This is a genomic window from Formosimonas limnophila (assembly GCF_014652675.1).
Classification (GTDB): domain Bacteria; phylum Pseudomonadota; class Gammaproteobacteria; order Burkholderiales; family Burkholderiaceae; genus Hydromonas; species Hydromonas limnophila.
This window is the reverse complement of the sequence record NZ_BMZG01000008.1, coordinates 22138-42617: the sequence shown is the minus strand read 5'-3', so window position 1 is coordinate 42617 and position 20480 is coordinate 22138. Positions and strand designations below refer to the sequence as shown.

Sequence of the window (20480 nt, the reverse complement as noted above, 5' to 3'; positions counted from 1 at the left end):
ATTAAGCCCCCATCAAATGCAGCAACCATCGTGGATAAAAAAGCCCAATCACAGCACCCAAGCTCAAAAAAGGCCCCAAAGGAATCAAAGGTGAGCGTGAACGAAAGGCACGTGCCGCTAAAGCCCAAACCAGAGCGAGTAAGCATGCGGTCAAAAGTACTGTGGGCAGCAACATGAGTCCCAACCAAGCCCCAATGGCTGCATATAATTTCATATCGCCAAATCCCAAGCCTTCGCGTTTTGTCAGAGCATAGTGGATGTGATACACCAAGCGCAGGAGAGCATAACCAAAAACCGAGGCGAAAATGGTATCATACACTTGAGCGGAAGGCGATAAACAAAAATGATATAGCAAGCCCAATACCAAAAGTGGCAGTGTGATTAAGTCGGGCAGCAAATAATGCATTGCGTCAATCCAACTGATGACCCACAGCGCATACAGGAATAAAAAGTAAAACAGACCTGTCCAAGACCAACCCCAATAATACAGTGACAACGCACCAATTAATAGACTCCCAGATTCAACAATAAAATATCGCCAAGGAATGTCCGCCTGACACTCGCCACATCGACCACGTAGCAAGATAAAGCTCACCAAGGGCACATTTTGCCACCAATGCAAAGGGTTTAAACACTTTGGGCAGTGAGAAGCAGGGTGACTCAGATTCAATGGCTCTTCAGCTAAATCATCAGCCTCAGACAATATCATGCGCGGCAAACGATGGATGAGTACATTGCCAAAGCTGCCCAAAATCACAGCCATCAATAAGGCAAAAAACCAGTGAATAATTGTCACTTCAGGCATCATCGAATCGCCGTGCCCAGATTGAGAATCGGCCAATACAACGCAATCACCATAATGGCCACCACCACGCCAATAAACAGCACCAGCAGCGGCTCGATGAGTGATGACAAACGTTTAATGGTTTGCTCAACCAAAAACTCGTTGTGTTCCGCATGCTGATTGAGCATGGTAGCCAGTGTGCCCGACTCTTCGCCGATTTGGATGCGTTGGATTAAGCTGCTTTCAAAAATAGGGTGCTGTGACATCGACAAAGACAGACTATGCCCTTGTAAAATATCGGATGTTCCTGCGTTGATGGCATCACGCATGGGTAAGTTGGGAACAGTTCGAGCAGATACGGTCAATGCTTGGTGCAGCGGAATACCTGCGCCATACAGCAACCCCAAAGTTCTGGCAAACTGAGCGTGCCACGCGGTACTGAGCAAGTCACCAAATATTGGTAGTTTAAGCTTTAACTTGTCTTTGGCATATTGCCAACGCACGTTGCTTGTGCGGTGATAAATCACCAATGCAGCTATGAGCAGCAAACCCAGTGCCCACCACTGATGTCGCAAAAATCGAGAGCTATCAATCAGCATTTGAGTCAGCCATGGCAGAGGTTTTCCGCTGTTTTTGTAAATGCCCTCAAACACGGGTACGACACCAATTAGCAAGGCCACCCAAATCAACAATGCGACCACAATCACAAACAATGGGTAGGCCAGTGCCGTGCGAATTTGTGCATTCAGTTGCGAACGGCGTTCTTGAGTTTGGGTGATATTGAACAATACTTTGTCCAGCTCACCAGCGGCCTCACCACTTTCGATTAAGTTGCAAGTCAACTCATCAAACACCCTTGGATGATGGCGCAATGCGCGATGTAGCGATTCACCGCGTTCGATGTCTAAGCGAATGGTTTGAATCACATTTTTAAAATGTTTGCTTTTTTGGCTGTGAATCAATACCGCCAAAATCCTCAAAAGTGGCACACCTGCTGCATAGAGTGTGGCCAACTCGCTTAAAAATCGGGTCACCAATACGGGTGAGACGGTGCGAAATAGAGGTTCTCTTGACGGGTGAATGCGTGTGGCGATGATGCCGCGTTGTGCCAATTGCTCTCTGATGCTATTTTTGTCGTCGCCGTACAGCACACCTGATACAGCCTGACCAGTGCGATTCTGGCCGTGCCATGTGTAGCGGGTGAACGTGTCGGTTTGATTCATGGATTTTAAGCGGTTGTTGCGTGGTGACAGTAGGCGGTAGCGATGTCTGCTGCGAGTCGAGCGTTATTGAGGACGAGTTGGATGTTTGACGCCAAGCTATCACCACCTGTGAGTTCGCAAACGCGAGCAAGTAAAAATGGCGTGGCTTGCTTACCATGAATCTGTTGCGCATCGGCTTCAGACAGGGCTTGCTCAATCGCAGTGTCAATCATAGCGGCTGGCATGGCAAACTCAGTGGGAATCGGGTTGGCGATGACCATGCCTGATTTGAGCTGCATCGCGTGTTGAGCCAGCATGGCTTGTGCAATCGCGTCGGCACTGTCGAGCTGGTAATCTACCTCGAATGGGCTGCCTTGGGTGAAAAAGGCAGGGAGCTGTTTGGTCTTGTAGCCGATGACGGGCACACCGTGCGTCTCTAAGTACTCTAAAGTCAAGCCCAAGTCCAGAATGGACTTAGCGCCCGCACAAACAACCGCGACAGGCGTCTGTGCGAGTTCTTGTAAATCAGCAGAAATGTCGAAGGTTTGCGCCGCACCACGGTGAACGCCACCGATACCGCCTGTGGCAAACACGCGAATTCCCGCCATGTGGGCAATCATCATGGTGGTGGCGACAGTGGTGGCACCCATGAGCTGATTGGCGACAATATAACCCATGTCGCGGCGGCTGACTTTAGCGACGGCGTGTCCTGCTTTGCCAAGCTGTGTGACTTCATCTGTGCTCAATCCCGCTTTAAGTCGGCCATTGATAATAGCGATGGTGGCGGGGATTGCGCCTGTTTCGCGTACTGTTGCCTCAACCTTGAGTGCTGTTTCAACATTCTGAGGGTAGGGCATACCATGTGAAATAATGGTGGACTCGAGTGCGACGACAGGGCGATTTTCGCGCAAGGCGGTGCTGATTTCGGGGGTGATGTCTAAGTAGGGGTTCATGGTCGTTTAGCTCGATAGTAAATCGTGTATGGCGCTGATGGATAGCGCAGGATTGTTTGTTGGAATAACGCCAACAGTCAGGGCTGCGCAAGCTTGAGCAAATTGGCAAGCATCGTGCAAGCTGGCACCCTGTGCGTGTGCATAAACCAAACCTGACGTCAGCGCATCTCCAGCGCCTGACGTGTTGACGACTCTGCATGATTGTGCATCCATGGCGCCTTGTTCGGTGGAACTGGCGTAGTATAGGCCAGCTTCATCAAGCGTGATGACGACTTGTTGAACGCCCTTATCAAGCAATGCTTGAGCACATGTTTCGACCTCACGTCTGGTGTCGCAACTCATGCCTGTCAGCGTTTGTGCTTCTAAACGATTGGGTTTGATGGTGTGAATGGCATTGAGGTGTTTTTTGACCCGTTTGGCTTTGATCCCCGAAACCGTGTCGACAAACACAGCGCGATCGCCATATTGTCTAAACAAATAGTCAATTGATGATTCACTCAAATTTGTGTCGATCACCCAGATATTGGCTGCGTTCAGCTTGTGCTGTTGGCGCATGAGAAACTCTGGGGTTAAGGCAGGCATGATGGCCATGTCATTGATGGCGATGGACAGCTCACCACTGAGGTTGTGTACCGTCAAATAAACCGATGTGCGCTCGTCTGGCAAATAAGCCGAGGTGCTCATGTCAATGCCGACTTCTTCGTTGTGACGCCAAAGGGCTTCACCATGGTCGTCCGCGCCCATCACGCTGCACAAAGAAACATTGAGGTTCAAACGAGCTAAGTTCTCAGCGATGTTGCGCGCAACGCCGCCTGCGCTCATTTTCACTTTGCCTTCGTATGAGTCGGCATTGGTCAGTTGAGTGCTGCTGACACCCATAATGTCCATATTTGAGCCGCCAATCACAGCGATTTTCGACTGATGTTTCATAATGTGGCCGCCATAATTTCGTCCAGCGTGCATAATCCAGATTGCACTTTGAGTAAGCCCGCTTGGCGCAAGGTCAAAATTCCCTCGTTTGATGCTTGGTTGCGGAGGTCTTGGGCATTGGCATTGTTGGCAATCAGGGTTTGCATGGCGCTGGAAATTGGTAAAACCTGAAAAACACCTATACGCCCCAAAAACCCCGTGTGATGGCACTGCGGGCAGCCAGTCGGTGCATAGGCTTGCCAGTCTGACTGCTTTGCAGTGTCTGCAGCGAAGCCTGCGCTCATCAGTAAAGCTGGGTCAATATGAACAGGGTTTTTACAAGAGCATAGCTTACGAACCAGTCGCTGTGCAGTGATGAGACTGACGGCAGAGGCGATGTTGTACGGCGTGACGCCCATCTGAGACAGTCGAGCCAAAGCCAGCGGCGCATCATTGGTGTGTAAGGTTGAGAAAACAAGATGGCCTGTTTGAGCCGCTTTGAGTGCAATGTCTGCGGTTTCGAGGTCACGAATTTCACCAACCATCAAAATATCGGGGTCTTGTCGCAAAAAAGCACGCAGTACTGTCGCAAAATCAATGCCTGCTTTTTCGTTAATCGAGACTTGATTAATACCCGATAAGAAAATTTCAACGGGATCTTCGACGCTGGAAATATTGACGTGTTCTTGATTAAGTTGGTTTAGGCAGGCGTACAGCGAGACGGTTTTGCCACTGCCTGTCGGGCCTGTCATGAGAATCAAGCCATGAGGATGAGCCAATGCAGTTTCTAACGCAGCGCGCTGCTCTGGTTCGTAACCAAGGTGACTGATGTTTAGGTCAGTATCTTGATTATTCAAAAACCGAACAACGATTTTTTCACCAAACAGCGTCGGCATCGAGCTGACTCGGCAGTCAATAGACTCATCATGAGAGAACTGAAGTTTGATGCGCCCATCCTGTGGCAGACGTTTTTCGGCGATGTCTAATTGAGCCATGACCTTTAAGCGCACCGCAATTTGTTCTTTGAGGGCGACATCTGGCTGATCAATCTCGTGAAGCACACCGTCTATCCGTGCGCGAATTCGATAATGCGTGGCAAAAGGTTCGAAATGCAAGTCTGACGCCCGCTGACGAATCATCTGACTCATCAGCTCATGGATGTAGCGCACCATGGGGGCATTGTTGTTGCCGCTGTTGGCATCGCTCTCGCTCAGTGGGCTGATGAGGCTATTGGCTTCGGGTTGCAGCGGGCTGTTAAAACGTTGGTTGCTTATATTGGTTGAGTCTGACGGATGCTGCGCATGATACTCTGTCAATGAAATGATGCGCCATTCAAAAGGCTGGTTGATGAGGAATTTCAGCCGTTGTAGTGTGACTGGGTTGCTTGCATCAACGATGCCCAAACGTGCTGGCTGCTCAGACAAACAAATGATGCCTTCGGGTGCGTTGAGCTTATCCACGGCCTGCTTGAGTTGTCCGTTCGCTTGAGGTGGGTTGTTTAACTCATGCGCCTGAGCGCGCGGGATACCTGTCTTGTCAGCGAACCAATGTGCCAATGTTTGCGTGGTGAATGGATTGTCAGGCAAATTTAGCCATGCAGTTAGCCAAGTCGGGCTATTGGGCGCATTAAGCTGTGCTAAATCATCTGCTTGTTTGTCAGTAAGGCAGTGATTTTGTTGGAGCAGGGCGGCCAATGATTGCCAAGAGCGGGATTCGGGCATTATTCAGTTTTTTCTTGTTTGGCTTTGTATAAGCGCACTGTGCGTACAGCGTGTTCGTCAACATGCAGCACCTCCATTGCACAGCCTTTGATTTTCAAACTCACAGAAGCATCGGGAATATCCTGCAGGTATTCGACAATTAAACCATTTAGGGTTTTCGGCCCATCTGTGGGCAGATGCAAATGCAAGCGACGATTGAGTTGACGCAGTGGGATGGTGGCCTCGACGATTGCTTGACCATCTTTGTCCCAGCCGATGTACGAGCGTGCATTTGGGGCGGCAGATGTGAACTCGCCGACCATTTCCTCTATGATGTCTTCCATGGTGATGAGTCCAAGCACTTCGCTGTACTCATCTACGACGATGCCCAAGCGCTGTTGGTCTTCTTGAAAGTGTTGTAGCTGCTCAAATACAGCGGCTTCTGAGGGCACAAAATAAGGTTTGGTCAGGTTTTCGCGAATTTCATCATGGGTCAGCTCATCGTTTTCAAGCAGATGCAGGGCTTTTCGGATGTGAAAAATACCAAGAATGTTGTTAATCTCTCCATCGTAGACGGGCAGCTTGTTGTGAAAACAGGTCACCAGCTGATGACGAATGGTGTCAATTGGCTGTGAAATATCTAATGCCTCAACCAGAGTCCGAGGCGTCATCAAATCATTGACCTCGATGGTTTCTAAGTCAAATAAATTGACCAAAATGCTTTTGTGCTTTTTGGGCATAAAGCGTGATTGATCGAGAACCAAAGCGCGTAATTCCTCGGGAGAAAGTGTCTCCTCATCGGGTTTTGGGTTGATGCGCATGATTTTGAGTAGGGCATTGGCAAACAGGTTTGTGAACCAAACCGCTGGGTAAATGATTTTCAACAAAGGCTTCAAAATGAAGCTGGCAGGTAGCGCAATTTTCTCAGGATACGTGGCACCGATTACTTTCGGCGTGAGCTCACTGAACACGATGATGGCAAATGAAATCAAACCTGCTGCAATCGTCAGAGCGTACTCATTGTTTTGAAAATAATAGGTGGCAATCGCACCAGAGAGCATCGCGGAGATGGTGTTGATAACATTGTTACCAATGAGAATCACGCCGAGAAGCTGCTCGGTATTATCCAATAACTCTTGGGTGCGTTTGGCTGAACGGCTGCCTTGCTTGACCAAATGACGTAAGCGAAATCGGTTTAACGCCATCATAGAGGTTTCTGAAATCGAAAAAAAGCCAGAAATCGCCAACAATGCGATAAGAATAGCAATCTGTAACCAAAGCGGTAAATCCGTCACGTCAGTTTCCTCGTTGTTTAAACTTGTCGCGCCACGGCATAGTCGGCCAGTGCCAATAAGTGCATTTTGTAGACAGACTCAGGTAAAAACGCTATGGCTAATTTGGCGGTAGCCGCTTCACTTTCGGCTTTTTTCTGAGTATATTCAAGTGCACCACGGGTTTTTATCGCGTTTAGAATCGCCTGAAACCCGACATGTGTTTCATCAATCCCACCGTTCTCGATGGCCGTTTTGACCAATTGCTTCTCACTGTCCGTGCCATGCTCAAGTAAGTAAATGAGCGGCAATGTCGGTTTGCCCTCACGCAAGTCATCGCCCACATTTTTGCCAAGCGTATCTGTATTACCCGCATAGTCTAAAATATCATCGGCCAACTGAAACGCCGCACCCAAGTGACGACCATAGGCGGCGCAAGCGTCCTCTTGTTCTGGCGTATTGCCATTGATGACAGCGGCCAGTTGTGCGGCGGCCTCAAACAGACGAGCGGTTTTGTAGTGAATCACCTGCATATAGCGCGCTTCAGTCACATCGGGGTCATGGATGTTCAGCAACTGCAATACTTCACCTTCAGCAATCACATTCGTCGTGTCTGCCAAAATCGACATCACGCGCATTTGCTCAACTGTCACCATAAGCTGAAAGGCACGCGAATACAGAAAATCCCCGACCAACACACTCGCCGCGTTACCGAACATTGCATTCGCGGTGCTGCGTCCACGCCGTAAGTCCGACTCATCCACCACATCGTCATGAAGAAGTGTCGCGCTGTGAATGAACTCAATCACAGCAGCGATGGTCGTTTGATGTTTCCCCGTATAACCCAAAGCACGCGCCAACATCAAATGAATCGCTGGGCGTAGTCTCTTGCCGCCTGCATTAATCAGGTATTCAGAAATTTGGTTGACCAGCGGCACGTCAGAGTGCAGCGATTGACGGATGGTCTCGTTCAAAGCCGCCATATCAGCGGCAATCGGTTTGAGTAAATCGGCGCCGCTCATGGCGGCAGGTGTGGGAGAAAGGGCGGTAGTCATGGGCTGTATTATATATCGTCAAGTCTTTGGGATGAAACTTAGTTTGCGAGCATTCTACTTGTCATGCCTTATCAAAATAACTATAGCCTCTCGTCTGCTGCCCTTTTAAGTGCTTCTTGCCATTCATAGCCGACTTTGGGGGCCTTGATTTCGACGGTGAGTTGGCGTTCTAATTCCTCACGGTTTTTGCGGACGGTGGCGGCGAATTCTTTGGTGTTGTCTCGATCTAAGTTTTCGTTCATGTGCAGTAACTCGTAGTTTTTATCACGGAATGAGTCAGCGAACTCACGAGCTTCATACGAATCAACGCCCATCATCTGCAAACATTGGCGGCCTAAACGCAGTGAGCCTTCAAATAATTCGCGTTCAGCCACTGTGACACCGAGTTTACGCAAGTCATAATAATGGCGGACATCATAGGCACGGGCAATGATTTGGAGGTGAGGGAAGTGGCGTTGCGCCATTTCAACGATTTTTAGATTCGTGTCTTTGTCATCCACTGCGACGACAAGTATTTTCGCATGTTGCGCGCCCGCAACTTCGAGCAAATCAAGGCGGGCTGCGTCACCGAAATATACTTTAAAACCAAACTGACGCATGCTGTCAATCAGGGATGAGTCATGATCCAACACTGTTGGCTTAATGCCCGCTGAAAGCAATAAACGACCAATAATTTGCCCAAAACGACCGAAACCTGCAATGATGACAGGGCTGTGGTGCATGTCGGTGTCCATTTCGGCTGTGTCTTCTTTGCCGGTGAGGAAGCGGGCTTGGACGAAATCGTAGGCTTTTATGAGCAGTGGTGATGCAGCCAGCGATAGAGCGACGATGAGGTTGAGCCACGCACCTTGTTCGCTGGTAAATAGCTGCCCACTGACGGCGAGTGAACCGACCACAAAGGCGAATTCGCCACCCTGTCCCAATAATAGTGCAAAGGTCAGACGCTCTCGCACATTGATGCGCACGATGGCCGCGACGATGTACAGTAAAATAAACTTCAAAACCATGTACGCGATGAGTAAGCCCAAAATCTTTGGCCATTGAGCAAACAGTAATGGAATGTCCATGCTCGAACCAATGGTGATGAAAAACAAACCGAGGAACAAACCGCGAAACGGGTTCAAATCAGCTTCTAACTCATGGCGGTACTCAGAGCTGGCGAGCAGAACACCTGCTAAAAATGCACCCAAACCAGCAGAGACACCGACTTTAATCATCAACTCCATCACGGCAATCACCAAAAGCAGGGCCGCACCGACGAATAACTCACGCGAGCCATTCTGTGCAATCCATCGAAGTAGATACCGAATCAAGTAACGTCCCGCGACAATCACGGCAATCACCGCACCGATGGCATTAAGCGCATTAAAGTGTGCTGCGCCTTCAGATGGCGCGAGAATGCCAATGACGATGATCAGCGGAATCGCCGCCATGTCTTGGAACAATAAAACACCAAAAACACTGCGACCTGCTTCTGTTCCCATGAGGTTTTTGTCATTCATGATTTGTACCGCCACGGCTGTAGACGACAGAGCAAGTGCCAATCCGAGTACCAATGCAGGCAACTGACTCAGACCAAAAAATTGAGTGACGGCATAAAAAACACCACCACACACCGCCATTTGTAACGCACCAAACGTGAACACGCGATGGCGCATGTCCCAAAGTTTCTTGGCATCTAACTCCAAACCAATCGTGAACAGCATCAACACCACCCCAAGCTCGGCCAGAGTGCTGATACTGCTCGTATTCTCCGCTAATCCAAACCCATTAGGCCCCAGAGCCAGCCCTGCAATGAGATAACCAAGCACCACGCCCAGACCCAGTCGTTTGGCAATGGGAACGACCACAACCATGGCAGCGAGATAGATAAGGAAATAAAAAAGGACGTTGGTTTGTTCGTGCATATGAATCTTTCAAGTAAATCACTGAGGGCGAGTGCGGTTTCTGATTGTTTTTTCAGAAATGGATGGATAGGAGCATTGAGGCCGAGCTAAAAAGGTTTTTGCGATTATGCACCTCAAGCTTCAGGCAGTGTTTGCTTCTCCAGTGTGACGTGGGTTTTGAGATGAGTCAGCTCCTCAACCAGGCGGTCGCGGTACGCTTCACTTTGGATTAATAATTGCGTATCATCTATTGAGCCTGCGTCATGTGTTATAAATGGCGGTAACCACTCCATCCCGCAAAACAAAGCGGTCTGTTGAATCGGTGTGCCGATTTGCTCAATGGGGAAATTGTTATAACCCGTTGTGGCATATGCTGCTGCGTCGCCACCTGTGGTTGGCGCCCACATGAGTCGTTTACCTGCCAGAGCACGGCCACTATCGCCATACGCCCAACCGTAAGCCAGCACCTTCTCAAACCATAGACTGAGTAAGGCAGGCGTGTGATACCAGTGCATCGGGTGTTGGAGCACGATGGTATGTGCGTTACATAGGGCTTCTTGTTCGGCAGAGACATTGATGTGAAAGTCGGGGTACAGATCGTACAACGACCGAATGTTCACATCAGGCAGATTGTCGACAGCCTCACGCAAGGCTCGATTGGCGCGTGAGTGTGAAGGGTATGGATGTGCGTAAATAATGGTAATCATGGTTTAATTTATTTTGTTTGATGTGATTGAGAATGGAGCAGGGTATTTTCGGTTCTGATGTCTTATAGGCGTGCATCTATTCTTTCGGTCTTTTTTAGCAATGCTAGATGTTTCTTTGTTGGTTGTATGAAATAGTCATTAACTCGTCGGTTTAAAAGATGGGATGGCCGTCGCGTCATCAACAGCGTTGTTAGCGGTGGTTTGGGTCTTGATGGCTTCTTTTTCCAGTCTTGCCACCACCTTAAAGCACAGCCAGCCGCCCACCAGTCCAAAAATGACCACACCCAAACCATAGCCAGCTAGAACGCCTGTTGCCCCAAACCAATGCGAGCCGAGCCAGACAAAAGGAATCACGCCGAGTGTCGCCCGTCCCCAGTTGAGCATGGTTGAGTAAAACGCAAAGCCCAAGTTATTAAAAGCCGCATTGGCGACAAACAACACGCCATTAAACAAAAAGCTCGCTGAGACAAACAAACAGAAAAACACAATCAAATTCTTGGCGTCGCCCGTTGCGCCAAAGATGGCAGCCACTTGGTTACGGAACAAAGCCAACAGCAGCCATACTACCAATACATAGATGACAGTGACTTTCAGACTTTCTCGCATGGTTTCACGAATGCGGTCAAATCGTTGTGCACCTAAGTTCTGACCCAAAATCGGCCCGACCGCGCCTGATAAAGCAAAGATGATACCAAACGCCACAGGAATCAAACGACCAATCACCGCCCAACCCGCAACGGCTTCATCACCGAATTTCGCCATCGCGCTTGTGACGAATGTATTACCCACAGGCGTGGCAATTTGAGTGAGAATCGATGGCATGGCAATCGCCCAAAAGGCAGGCAGTACGGCGCGTGCGCTGACCCAGCTTGGTTTTTTGAATAATCCATGAACCTTGACCAAACCATAATAGCCAATGCCGATGAGTACAAAACGAGACAGCACGTTCGCAATCGCAGCACCGTCTAACCCCAGACCAAGTCCAAAAATAAACAAAGGATCAAGTATTGCTGTCGCTGCACCAGCACCGAGTGTGACATACATCGAACGCTTCGCATCACCCAATGCACGCAGCAGAGCCGACATGCACATGCCGACCGCCATAATCGGCGTGGATGGCAGCACAATCCGCATGAATCGCACGGCCATGTTCGCCGTCTCTCCTGTTGCCCCCATCCCCGTCATAATTAATGGTAGGAGTGGATACAGTACCACCGTCATCACCGTCATCACCGTTGTCATAAACAGCAAGGACGCACCCGCCATCTCTTTCGCACCCTCACGGTCCCCGCACCCGAGTGCACGCGCTGTCAAAGCAGTCGCCGCAATGGACAATCCAATCGCAATGGATGTAAAAAAGAATAAAAACGTTCCCGCATACCCCACAGCCGCAGCCAGCTCGCCATGCCCCAACATCGAGATGTAAAAAAGATTGAGCGCATCAACAATAAAAATCGACACCAAGCCAATCGAGGCCGTGGCGGTCATATTAATCACATGCTTGAGTGGCGAACCCGTGACGAATTTGCCTTGAATAGAGGAGGGTTGTGACATGAAATAGAGGCTTTAAATAAAACCGCCATTATAGCGATGAATCCGATGATGAGCTTGCGAGCTCTTTTTTATTATGCCTCCTGTGTTTTGCTTTCGTCATTTCTTGTCAGGTGAGTTATGAAAATCTGGAAAGATTCCTTGTGTTTGTCATTTTCTTTACGGGTATAATCGCGCTTTCCATTGCAGGTGATTTTCATGACTAAATACGTATTTGTGACGGGCGGCGTTGTCTCGTCTTTGGGTAAGGGCATTGCAGCAGCATCTTTGGCGGCATTATTAGAATCGCGTGGCTTAAAAGTGACCATGCTCAAACTTGACCCCTACATTAATGTTGACCCAGGTACGATGAGCCCGATCCAGCATGGCGAGGTGTTTGTGACCGAAGACGGTGCAGAAACTGACCTCGATCTGGGGCATTACGAGCGCTTCATCAGCGCGAAAATGCGCAAATCAAACAACTTCACCACCGGTCAAATTTATGAATCAGTTTTGCGTAAAGAGCGGCGTGGTGAATATTTGGGTAAAACTGTTCAGGTCATCCCGCACATCACCAACGAAATCCAAGCCTTCATCGAACGTGGTGCCGCTGCATCAAACAATGGTCAAACGGATGTCGCGATTGTTGAGATTGGCGGAACGGTCGGCGATATTGAGTCTTTACCATTCCTTGAATCTGTCCGTCAAATGAGCTTGCGCATGGGGCGTGGCAACACCGCGTTCATCCACTTGACCCTTGTGCCTTTCATTGCTGGCGCGGGCGAGTTAAAAACCAAGCCTACCCAACACTCTGTTCAAAAACTCCGCGAGATTGGCATCATCCCACACGCTTTACTGTGCCGTGCTGATCGCCCGATTCCTGAGGACGAGTGCGCGAAAATCTCGATGTTCTCAAACATTCCTGTGAATGCAGTGGTTTCAGTGTATGACGTTGATACTATTTATAAAGTGCCACGTTTGTTATTTGAACAAGGGTTAGATCAAGTTATTTGCGACGAGTTGCGCCTTGATGTCCCGCCTGCAAATGTGGACTTATGGGATAACTTGGTCAATGCATTGGAACATCCGAAACACTCCATCACCATCGGCATGGTTGGTAAATACATGGATTTGACCGAATCGTACAAATCTCTTATCGAAGCGTTGCGCCACGCCGGAATTCACAACCAAACCCAAGTCAACATCGAATACATTGACTCCGAAGAGTTCGAAAACAACGAAGCCGCCGTACAGCAGCAACTCGGCCACCTCGATGCGATTCTCGTCCCAGGTGGTTTTGGCAAACGCGGCACCGAAGGCAAAATCCGTGCCATCCAATACGCTCGTGAAAACAAAGTGCCGTACCTCGGCATCTGTCTCGGTATGCAACTCGCGGTGATTGAATACGCGCGTCACGTTGCGGGTTTGGCTCAAGCCAACAGCACTGAATTTGAACCAAAAGGTACGCAACCCGTCGTCGCCCTCATCACCGAATGGATGGGCAAAGATGGCTCACTCCAAAAACGCGATGAAGAATCCGACCTTGGCGGCACCATGCGTTTGGGCGCACAATCATGCCCAGTCAAAGCAGGCACGCGCGCGTTTGACATCTATGGTGCGACGGTCACTGAACGCCATCGTCACCGCTATGAGGTCAATACGCAATACGTTGATCAGCTTGAACAATCAGGCATGATTATTTCTGCCAAAACACCGACTGAACAACTGCCCGAAATGATGGAGTTGCCTGAGTCAACTCACCCGTGGTTTATGGGGGTTCAGTTTCACCCCGAGTTTACATCGACACCGCGTGATGGGCATCCGTTGTTCAGCGCGTTTGTTAAGTCAGCGTTGATGAATCGTTAATTATATTGAGGAGTTCGTTATGTTGGAAGTTTGGCGCGATATGGATGGCGAAACATTGACTGTGGTTTTATTGAGTTTGGCCAGTCTTGTGTTTGGCGTCTTGGGAACTGGTATTTGATCGTTTACGCATCAATGATCAGAGTCGTGGTGCAGTTCTTATTATTGGTGCGGCATGTGGTGTTGGTTCCATTCTGATTCAATTGCTGCGGGCGAAAACCCAACTCACGGTCATCACCACCGCGTCACGATCTGAAACAGTTAATTGGGTCAAGTGATTAAGTGCGCATCATGTAATCAATTATCATCAGCCTCTTAAAGAAGAGTTGGCAAATATCAGTTATAAGGAAGTGCGCTATGTCATCAGTTTGACCAATACTGATCAACACATCATGGCCATTGCAGATGTGTTGTAGGCACAGGGACAGTTTGCCTTGATTGATGACCCAGTGGGTGTGGATTTCACTGTATTTAAGTAAGCGAAAAAGTATTTCTATGTACTGGGAGTCAATGTTCACACGAACCTCATTTGCCACTGTTGATATGGCTCATCAAGGCAAAATTTTGTCTGAAGTTGCACAATTGGTTGAGGTGAACAAATTACGTAGCACCATAACCCAAGACTTTGGTACGATCAATGCTGCCAATATTTGGCAGGCAGACCGCGCACCCAAAAGAGTACAAAAACCCATGAAAACCTCTCGCACCATCTGAAAAATCGGGCATAATACGCGAGTTGAGTCTTATACAAGACTACTTTTATAAATCCAACTGGAGATGCGCATGTACCAACACGTCAAAGTGCCCGAAGGCGGCAAAAAAATCACAGTCAACGCGGACTTTAGCCTCAATGTCCCACACAACCCCATCGTGCCGTACATCGAAGGCGATGGAACAGGTTTGGATATCACACCAGTGATGCTCAAAGTGGTGGACGCTGCCGTGGCCAAAGCCTATGGCGGTGAGCGTCAAATTCATTGGATGGAAATCTACGCTGGCGAAAAATCGACCAAAATCTATGGCCCAGACGTGTGGTTGCCACCTGAAACCATGGAAATTTTGCGTGACTACGTGGTCTCAATCAAAGGCCCGTTGACCACACCGATTGGTGGCGGTATTCGCTCATTGAATGTTGCTTTGCGCCAAGAGCTCGATTTGTACGTGTGCTTGCGTCCCGTTCAGTACTTTGATGGTGTGCCAACGCCAGTGAAACATCCTGAACGTGTTGACATGGTGATTTTCCGCGAGAATTCTGAAGACATCTACGCAGGCGTTGAGTGGGAAGTCGGCTCGGACAAGGTTAAAAAAGTCATTAAATTCTTGCAAGAAGAAATGGGCGTCACAAAAATCCGTTTCCCAGAAACCTCTGGCATCGGCATCAAACCCGTATCTGTCGAAGGCACAACCCGTCTCGTGCGCAAAGCGATTCAGTACGCCATCGACAACAAAAAGCCAAGCGTGACATTGGTACACAAAGGCAACATTATGAAGTTTACTGAAGGTCTGTTTGCCAAAACAGGCTACGAAGTGGCTCAAAAAGAATTTGGTGCAGAACTGCTCGACGGCGGCCCATGGATGGTCATCAAAGCACCACATGGCGACATCGTTATTAAAGATTCCATTGCCGATGCGTTCCTCCAACAAATCTTGCTCCGTCCTGCTGAGTACAGTGTGGTGGCCACATTGAATCTCAATGGTGACTACATTTCTGATGCATTGGCCGCTCAGGTCGGTGGTATTGGTATCGCACCTGGTGCGAACCTGTCTGACACAGTGGCGATGTTTGAAGCGACACACGGTACTGCACCAAAGTATGCAGGCAAAGACTACGTCAATCCAGGTTCTGAAATCTTGTCGGCTGAAATGATGCTGCGTCACATGGGCTGGGTCGAAGCGGCTGATTTGATTCTCGCATCGATGAGCCGCTCGATCGCTGCGAAAAAAGTCACTTATGACTTCGCTCGTTTGATGGACGGTGCCACTCAAGTGTCTTGCTCGCAGTTTGGTCAAGAGATGATTAACAATATGTAATGCTTTAAGTATTGTTTGTAATCAATTGATTTAATTAAAAAATCCTAATTTAAAAATTGGGATTTTTTGCAAATCAGATTTATAAAAATAAACCAATCAATTGCACTTTCTATTGTGATTTAGCAGGATTGAGCTCGTACAGACCGTGTGGCGCAGATTGATTAATGAAGCTCGCTTGACATAGAGTGTCGTCACGCAAGTAGTGCACCGTGATGGTATGACCGATGGCGTAGTGACTTAGAGACTCGTCTGGGGTTTGTTTGAGTTTTAGACGATTGAATGTGAGGAGCACATCGTCTGGGGCGAGGGCGGCTTTTTGGGCAGCACTGCGGTTGTGGATTCTGATAATCTGATAGCCACCGTCAACTTTTTTCACCGTAGCACCGAGCTGGGCTACGGCGGTCTTTGGATCTGATAAACTCATCTCATTTTGGGCAAAGAGTGATTTAAAATCAATGGCCTGTGTGGTTTGAGTGACACTTTGAATGAATACTGCACAGCCAGTAGCGAATGACTCAGCAACACGAGTAATGTCGTCAAGCGTTAAGCCTTTGGCTGATGGTTTGGTATAAAAATCCGCACCGAATTCACGCCAGAGCTGACGCATGACATCATCAAAGCTATATTGGTGATTTGAGTTGTGACGAATGTATAGATCAATGGCAAGGGCCGCAAGGGCGCCTTTGGTGTAGTAACTGACCACGGCATTTGGGGTGTTGGGTGAGGTTTGGTAGTATTTCGTCCAAGCATAGTAACCGCTTTCGGCAAGGCTTTGAACATTGTGGCCATCGAATCTCAACACAGTATTCAGGTTGTTTTCAATGCGTTTGAAGTATTGCTCTTGAGTCAATAACCCTGTTCGTACCAGTATGAGGTCATCGTAGTAGCTGGTGACGCCTTCAAAGAACCACAGCAAGCTGGTGTTCACGACTTGGGTTAAATCATAGGGAACAAAGCCGGTGGGTTTGATGCGCTTGACATTCCATGAGTGAAAATACTCGTGGCTGCACAAGCCCAAGAAATATAGATACGCCTCACTGCGCGGCTCATCCGCATCCACCAATCGAGGCAAATCATCGCGGCAACACAACAAAGCCGTCGATGAGCGATGTTCTAAACCACCATAACCTTCTGAACGGGCATCAACCAAAAACACATAGTGCTCAAATGGCGCACGACAAGTTTCTGGTTCAAATAAGGCAATCTGGGCTTGGCAAATGGTCTGCAAATCTTCGGTTAAACGGGCTTGGTCTAATTGCGCCACAGCCCCAGCAATCGCCACTTCATGAGGTGTGCCGTGCGCTTCAAATTTTAGCCAAGTCAACTGCCCCATGCGCACAGGGCAATCAGCCAGCTCATCGTAGTTGGCAGAGATGTATTGCCCAAAGCCACGGTGCGGCGTGCGACCGAGGCGAGGTAAACTGGTGGCGACTTGCCATTGCTCCATGCCTTTAGGTGGCACGATTGTGATTTGATGGGGTTGATTGGCCAAATGATTCACACTCAGACACAGCGATGTGGCATTAAAAAAGCCCCCCGAACCATCCAAAAATGCTGTGCGCACCGATGTGTCGTGTGCATAAACCTCGTAATGCAATGTCACAGGCTGATTTGTGGCGACATGCCACGATGACTGAGACAATGGTGTCATCTTGACATCACGCCCAGCCACATCCAAGGCCTGTATGCCGATAATATGTCGCGCAAAGTCGCGCAGCATATAGCTGCCGGCAATCCACGTCGGTAAATGCACCTCAAACCCATTATCAGAAACGCAGGGAGTGATTTTCATACTGACCAAAAAGACATTTCGTGCAATCAGTGGGGTGATGGTGTAGTGAATTGGGGCTTGAGTCATGTTGTGAGAGTGTTTTAAAGTAATGAGTCAATGATGCATAGCAAAAAATAGTGGTTTTACAGTATCATCGTGGGACTTTGTAAACCCTGAATAAGGATCGCACCATGACGCCGTACAACAACATTTTACTGGAAACCATTGATGCCGTCGCGCGCATTACCCTAAATCGTCCTGCACAGCTCAATGCACTCAATGATGAGCTGATGGACGAGCTGAGCTATGCGCTCACGGCGTGCGATGCAAATCCAAGCATTGCCGCTATCATCATCACTGGTTCAGACAAAGCATTCGCGGCTGGGGCGGACATCAAGGCGATGGCCAATCTGGATTTCGAGACTGCCTATCTCAATAATTTCATTACCCGAAACTGGGACACCATCAGCAACGTGCGTAAACCCGTGATTGCCGCAGTGGCAGGCTTTGCCTTGGGTGGTGGTTGTGAGCTGGCTCTGGCTTGTGACACCATCGTTGCGGCGGACAATGCACAGTTTGGCCAACCTGAGATTAAACTTGGCGTGATTCCTGGCGCAGGTGGCACACAGCGATTGACCCGCGCGATTGGTAAAGCGAAAGCCATGGACATGATTCTGACGGGGCGCATGATGGATGCGGCAGAAGCGGAGCGTTCGGGATTGGTCTCGCGCGTGGTACCCTTGGCCGAGTTGGCCGGCACAGCGCTCAAAATGGCCAACATCATCGCTGGTTACGGCCGTCTGTCAACCATGATGGCGAAAGAAGCGGTGAATTTAACGCAAGAAGCTTCGTTAAGTAGCGGTTTGCAGTTCGAGCGACGTGCTTTTCACAGCTTATTTGCCACGGCTGACCAAAAAGAGGGCATGGCCGCCTTTATCGAAAAGCGCAAAGCCACATTCAAAAAGCCTGAATAATTCATCATGAAACCATCTGTAATCTTGTTTTGGTTTCGTCGCGATTTGCGCCTTGAGGACAATGCGGGGCTTTATCATGCGCTGAAAAATGCTTTGGCTGCAGGTTTGACAGTGCAGCCGTTGTTTATTTTCGATACGACGATTTTAGACGCTTTGGTTGACAAAGCCGACAAGCGAGTGGTGTTCATCCATCAAGCGATTGAGCGACTGCATGCTGAGTTGGCAGAACTTGGTGCAACACTTGATGTGCGTCATGGTGTGCCGTTAAATATCTTTGCAGAGTTGCTCAATGAGTACGATGTCAAAGGCGTGTATGCCAACCGCGATTATGAGCCAGATGCTAGGGCGCGGGACAAAGTGGTTTATGAGTACCTAAACGAGCAGGGCATTGCCTTTCGCGCCTTCAAAGACCATGTGATTTTTGAAAAGAACGAGGTGATGAAAGCCGATGATTCGCCTTATACCGTGTTTACGCCGTACTCACGCAAATGGTTGTCGCAGCTTGATGATTTCTATGTGCGCGCTTATCCGACTCGCGTTTATTTGGACGGCTTTTACCAACAAGAAAAACGCGTGATACCGAGCATGGGACAGCTGGGCTTTGAACCCATGACGGTTGAATTTCCCTCTGAAGAGCTTGATTTTGGCGCATTGGATGCTTACGCTGAGCAGCGTGACTATCCCGCTTTACCAGCGACATCTCGTCTTGGCGTGCATTTGCGCTTTGGCACGGTGAGTATTCGACAGGTCGCTGCGCATACACGAGCGCGCAGCGCAGTTTTTCTCAGTGAGTTGATTTGGCGGGATTTTTATCAGATGATTTTGTGGCATCATCCGCAGGTGGTGACGCAGTCATTTAAACCGATGTATGACCAGATTTTGTGGCGCAATCAATCATCAGAATTTGCACAATGGTGTGCGGGACAAACAGGCTATCCACTAGTGGATGCAGGGATGCGTGAACTCAATGAAACGGGTTTCATGCACAATCGCGTACGAATGGTGGTTGCGTCGTTTCTGACCAAACATCTATTGATTGACTGGCGATGGGGTGAACGATACTTCGCACAAAAGCTACTCGACTATGATTTGGCAGCCAATAACGGTGGTTGGCAGTGGGCAGCAGGCTGTGGTTGTGATGCTGCGCCGTATTTTCGGGTGTTTAATCCCACGCTGCAAATGGAAAAATTTGACCCCAAAAATGAATATGTGCGCCGCTGGGTACCAGAGTTTGAAACGGCAGCGTATCCTGAACCGATGGTAGAACATCGAATGGCGCGTGAGCGTTGTTTACAAGTATATTCGACAGCTTTAAAAACGTAATTTTCAAAGTGCAAGGCATAAAAGAACTCCTCAATAGAAGGGGAGAAATACAACATGAAATGTGTTTGCTTGAGGTTTATTCGCCCCCCCCCAAATCAATTGACGGTACACCCAAGTTTTTTGGTTCTGTGGTAGCTAATTTCAACCCAAGCAGGTTGAGCAGATGACAGAACAAAGACCTCTCCGTATTGCGCCGTTTTGATTTTTTTGCATTCAAGTTTGGTGCGCTTCGCAAATTAGGGCGTATTAACACTATTTGCTTGTACTGGGTTTGTGTGAGTTTATGTACACATTGTAACAATTTATTGGTAGTGTTAACACGCCCAGTCAATGGAGCAGTTAGGCGCGAAATTTTCTGATTTATTAAGGCCTATTACAACCTCAAACGCAAATATTCAAAATTGGGATGCCAAAGTCCTGTAAAATTCGAATCCGCAGCACTTTAAATAGTTGCTTAAACTGTCCGTTGAAATGTGGGCGGAACACTTTGACTTGGCCAATTGATAAGCATTTTTTATGAG

Annotated in this window: 16 protein-coding genes; 5 read left to right on the top strand and 11 right to left on the bottom strand. The window is 48.7% G+C overall.

Translation table 11 applies throughout. From position 1 onward, the window contains the following. Position 1 precedes the first annotated feature (1 nt). The 10 genes from IE082_RS08395 to IE082_RS08350 form a co-directional block, all read right to left on the bottom strand. Entirely contained in the window at positions 2–808 is an 807-nt protein-coding gene (locus IE082_RS08395; RefSeq protein ID WP_189493475.1) for a prepilin peptidase, read from the bottom strand. Next, complete coding sequence (locus tag IE082_RS08390) at positions 805–2007, bottom strand: type II secretion system F family protein (protein WP_189493474.1); 1203 nt, start codon at positions 2005–2007, stop codon at positions 805–807. Before IE082_RS08390 ends, IE082_RS08395 begins: the two co-directional genes overlap by 4 nt. A gap of 5 nt (positions 2008–2012) precedes the next feature. Next, positions 2013–2939, bottom strand: a complete 927-nt coding sequence (locus tag IE082_RS08385) for a pseudouridine-5'-phosphate glycosidase (protein WP_189493473.1) — start codon at positions 2937–2939, stop codon at positions 2013–2015. Positions 2940–2945: 6 nt separating this feature from the next. Continuing rightward, on the bottom strand, positions 2946–3869 hold the full coding sequence (locus IE082_RS08380) for a PfkB family carbohydrate kinase (RefSeq protein ID WP_189493472.1): 924 nt from the start codon (positions 3867–3869) through the stop codon (positions 2946–2948). Further along, positions 3866–5569: a GspE/PulE family protein gene (locus IE082_RS08375; RefSeq protein ID WP_189493471.1), complete on the bottom strand. Its 1704-nt coding sequence runs from the start codon at positions 5567–5569 to the stop codon at positions 3866–3868. The genes IE082_RS08380 and IE082_RS08375 overlap by 4 nt, the downstream gene beginning before the upstream one ends. Beyond that, positions 5569–6843 carry an HlyC/CorC family transporter gene (locus IE082_RS08370; RefSeq protein WP_189493470.1) on the bottom strand — a complete coding sequence of 425 codons (1275 nt, stop codon included), beginning with the start codon at positions 6841–6843 and terminating at the stop codon, positions 5569–5571. The genes IE082_RS08375 and IE082_RS08370 overlap by 1 nt, the downstream gene beginning before the upstream one ends. 17 nt (positions 6844–6860) lie before the next feature. Further along, positions 6861–7841 carry an octaprenyl diphosphate synthase gene (gene ispB, locus IE082_RS08365; RefSeq protein ID WP_189493527.1) on the bottom strand — a complete coding sequence of 327 codons (981 nt, stop codon included), beginning with the start codon at positions 7839–7841 and terminating at the stop codon, positions 6861–6863. A 113-nt stretch (positions 7842–7954) separates the two neighbouring features. Continuing rightward, positions 7955–9781, bottom strand: a complete 1827-nt coding sequence (locus IE082_RS08360) for a monovalent cation:proton antiporter-2 (CPA2) family protein (RefSeq protein ID WP_189493469.1) — start codon at positions 9779–9781, stop codon at positions 7955–7957. 113 nt (positions 9782–9894) lie between these two features. After that, positions 9895–10467 (bottom strand): glutathione-regulated potassium-efflux system oxidoreductase KefF, encoded by a 573-nt coding sequence (kefF, locus tag IE082_RS08355; RefSeq protein WP_189493468.1) that lies wholly within the window; start codon positions 10465–10467, stop codon positions 9895–9897. A gap of 138 nt (positions 10468–10605) precedes the next feature. After that, the gene (locus IE082_RS08350) at positions 10606–12021 is read right to left on the bottom strand and encodes an MATE family efflux transporter (protein WP_189493467.1); all 1416 of its coding nucleotides are present in this window, start codon (positions 12019–12021) and stop codon (positions 10606–10608) included. A 195-nt stretch (positions 12022–12216) separates the two neighbouring features. Between IE082_RS08350 and pyrG the strand changes: the two genes are divergently transcribed. The 3 genes from pyrG (at position 12217) to icd (ending at position 15891) form a co-directional block, all read left to right on the top strand. Continuing rightward, complete coding sequence (gene pyrG, locus IE082_RS08345; RefSeq protein WP_189493466.1) at positions 12217–13863, top strand: CTP synthase; 1647 nt, start codon at positions 12217–12219, stop codon at positions 13861–13863. A gap of 507 nt (positions 13864–14370) precedes the next feature. Next, positions 14371–14574: a hypothetical protein gene (locus IE082_RS08340; protein ID WP_189493465.1), complete on the top strand. Its 204-nt coding sequence runs from the start codon at positions 14371–14373 to the stop codon at positions 14572–14574. A 69-nt stretch (positions 14575–14643) separates the two neighbouring features. Beyond that, positions 14644–15891, top strand: a complete 1248-nt coding sequence (icd, locus tag IE082_RS08335) for an NADP-dependent isocitrate dehydrogenase (RefSeq protein WP_189493464.1) — start codon at positions 14644–14646, stop codon at positions 15889–15891. A gap of 109 nt (positions 15892–16000) precedes the next feature. Here icd and IE082_RS08330 read toward each other — a convergent pair whose 3' ends face one another. Further along, the gene (locus IE082_RS08330) at positions 16001–17749 is read right to left on the bottom strand and encodes a M61 family metallopeptidase (RefSeq protein ID WP_189493463.1); all 1749 of its coding nucleotides are present in this window, start codon (positions 17747–17749) and stop codon (positions 16001–16003) included. Between the two features lie 104 nt (positions 17750–17853). Here IE082_RS08330 and IE082_RS08325 point away from each other — a divergent pair, with 104 nt between their 5' ends. Continuing rightward, complete coding sequence (locus IE082_RS08325) at positions 17854–18636, top strand: enoyl-CoA hydratase (protein ID WP_189493462.1); 783 nt, start codon at positions 17854–17856, stop codon at positions 18634–18636. Positions 18637–18642: 6 nt separating this feature from the next. Then, positions 18643–19959 carry a cryptochrome/photolyase family protein gene (locus IE082_RS08320; RefSeq protein WP_189493461.1) on the top strand — a complete coding sequence of 439 codons (1317 nt, stop codon included), beginning with the start codon at positions 18643–18645 and terminating at the stop codon, positions 19957–19959. Positions 19960–20480 lie beyond the last annotated feature (521 nt).